Origin of the sequence: Lentzea indica, assembly GCF_012184385.1 — a bacterium.
Classification (GTDB): Bacteria; Actinomycetota; Actinomycetes; order Mycobacteriales; family Pseudonocardiaceae; genus Lentzea; species Lentzea indica.
In genome coordinates, this window is sequence record NZ_VSRL01000497.1 from 1 (window position 1) to 2,202 (window position 2,202).

Below are 2,202 nucleotides of genomic sequence, written 5' to 3' on the forward strand. Positions count from 1 at the left end.
CTCGTCGCAGACGTCCTCGCCCAGTGGTTCGGTCACGATGATGAAGCTGCCGACGGGGGCGATCCTGACATGCAGCCAGCGGAACGGCCGGCCGGTGTAGCCACTGGTCGCGACGAGGACGCGATCGGCCTGGACGGTGCCCCTCGCGGTGACCAGCTCGTGCTTCGTGCCACCCAGCCGCCGGACCTGCTCGACCGGCGCCTTCTCGTGGATCGTGGCGCCGGCCCGTGCGGCCGCCTCGGCGAGCCCCTTGGTGAACTTGCCGACGTGCAGGCCCGCGCTTTTGGCGTCGACCATCGCGCCGTGGAACTGGTCGGAGCCGATCTCCGACCGGAGGTCGTTCCTGGACACCAGGCGGGACTCGAAGCCGAGCCCGGACAGCACCTCGTAGGTCTTGCGCAGGCCGTCGAAGTGAGCCGGCTTGGACGCGAGGTTCAGCTTGCCCGTGCGGGCGAAGTCGCAGTCGATTCCCTCGTCGCCGACCAGCTTCTCGATGGTGTCGACCGCGTCGTGATAGGTCAGGAGGTACGCCTTCGCGGCGTCCGGCCCGTAGCGGGCGACCGCGTCGCGAACGCCGATCGACAGTCCGACGGTGGCCATACCGCCGTTGCGGCCCGACGCGCCCCAGCCGACCGTCTCCTGTTCGAAGACCTGCACGTTGGCGCCCTTGCGCGCCAGATGCAACGCCGCTGACAGGCCGGTGAGGCCCGCTCCGACGATCGCCACGTCGACGTGGCCACCGATGTCCGTCCGCGACCGGTCGGGGCCCTCCGGGGCGGTATCCAGCCAGTAAGGGGTGAACTTCATCGCCGTTCTCTCCTGCCGTTGTGATCGGTCGCTTTCGAGCGCGTCAGCACCGTCGTCCGCTTGTCGGTGATGCGGTGCTCCCCCCTCCCGTCAAGGGCGGGGCAGGCCAAGAAGGACGGGGAGGTCGGCGATGTCGGTGATCCGCTGGTAGCCGAGCCACGGGTGCTCGGGCTCGTAGCCGCGGTCCATGAACACCGTGTGCTTGATGCCGAGGTCGGCCGCGGCGCGCAGGTCGTACTTCGGGCTCGCCGAGACGTGCACGATCTCGTCGGGTGCCACGCCGAGCTTGTCCAGCAGGTACTCGAACGCGCGCAGCCGTGGCTTGTAGACGCCCATCTGCTCGGAGGTGATCACGACCTCGATCGGGGCCTGGAGGTTCTCCACCAGCCGCGGCGCGTGCGCGTCGTCGGAGTTCGTCACGATCACCAGCGGGTACTGCTCGGCCACGCGCCGCAGTGCCTCGCTGACGCCGGGGAACGGGCCCCAGGTGGGGATCTCGGCGTACACCGCCTCACCATCGCCCTCGCGGTACTCCAAGCCGAACCAGCGCATCGTCCGCTCCAGCGAACGGGCCACGACCTGGTGAAACGGCTTCCAGTCACCCATGCACTCATCGATGCGGAACTGGTTCCCGGTCCGCAGGAACTCGGCCGTGAGCTCCATCGGCAGCCGGTCACCCAGAACCCGCGGAATCACCTCGTTGATGCGGAAGTGGATCAGCGTCCCGTTCATGTCGAACGAGACGAACTTCGGCTTGTGCGCGAACACCACGATTCCTCCAGCAGTAGACCATCGACGGATTGTCGATTGTCGACTATCTGAGGATGGCTGTCAACGCCGCGTCCTCGAAGGGGGCGTCGTGGGCGAACGGCCTGGTCACCGACGAGGGCCGGAGCGCTGTGAGCGAGGCAGTTGCACCGGCTGTTCCGATTCCTCGTGCCGTCGTCAACGCCTACGGGCTGAGGTTCGCGTACAGCTCATGACGGCCGCGCAGCTGCCGGGGCCGCGTCGGCCTGCACGTCGAACTGCGCGGGGACGCCGCACAGCGGCTGCCGGGCAGCGCGGCCTGGCGTTCGTGTGATGCCCGCCGCGTCACCCGCTTCGTCGTGCCCGATGAGGTCGGTCAGCCGCAGTGCCGTTCCGGAGGGCTCGTCAGCGTGGACGACGAGGTGCGCAGCGTCGTCCGGGGGACGGCCGCGCACAAGGCGTCGCCTTCGCGTTCCAGTCTGAAAGGTTCACAACACCCTTTCCAGGAATTCCTGGGTGCGCTTCTCGCGAGGGTTGGCCAGCACCTCACGCGCGTCACCGCGTTCCACCGCGACTCCGCCGTCCATGAACAGCACTTCGTCGGCGACGTCGCGGGCGAACCCCATCTCGTGCGTGACGAGGAGCATG

The 2,202-nt window shown here is 68.3% G+C and carries 4 protein-coding genes; 1 reads left to right on the forward strand and 3 read right to left on the reverse strand.

Annotated features, from left to right (window positions below; genetic code table 11):
- Both FXN61_RS48930 and FXN61_RS48935 read right to left on the reverse strand, forming a co-directional pair.
- A partial coding sequence (locus FXN61_RS48930) for an NAD(P)/FAD-dependent oxidoreductase (RefSeq protein WP_167980565.1) occupies positions 1–807 on the reverse strand: 807 nt, incomplete at its 3' end.
- 90 nt (positions 808–897) lie between these two features.
- Positions 898–1,578, reverse strand: a complete 681-nt coding sequence (locus FXN61_RS48935) for a haloacid dehalogenase type II (protein ID WP_167980566.1) — start codon at positions 1,576–1,578, stop codon at positions 898–900.
- 53 nt (positions 1,579–1,631) lie between these two features.
- On the opposite strand from FXN61_RS48935, the gene FXN61_RS48940 reads away from it, so the two are divergent.
- On the forward strand, positions 1,632–1,790 hold the full coding sequence (locus FXN61_RS48940; RefSeq protein ID WP_167980567.1) for a hypothetical protein: 159 nt from the start codon (positions 1,632–1,634) through the stop codon (positions 1,788–1,790).
- Here the strand turns inward: FXN61_RS48940 and FXN61_RS48945 are convergent.
- Positions 1,785–2,009 carry a hypothetical protein gene (locus FXN61_RS48945; RefSeq protein ID WP_167980568.1) on the reverse strand — a complete coding sequence of 75 codons (225 nt, stop codon included), beginning with the start codon at positions 2,007–2,009 and terminating at the stop codon, positions 1,785–1,787. The genes FXN61_RS48940 and FXN61_RS48945 overlap by 6 nt on opposite strands.
- Positions 2,010–2,202: the final 193 nt, after the last annotated feature.

Excerpts from the sequence above, each read along its gene's own strand:
- FXN61_RS48940 (WP_167980567.1), top strand. The coding sequence starts at position 1,632 with ATGGCTGTCAACGCCGCGTCCTCGAAGGGGGCGTCGTGGGCGAACGGC.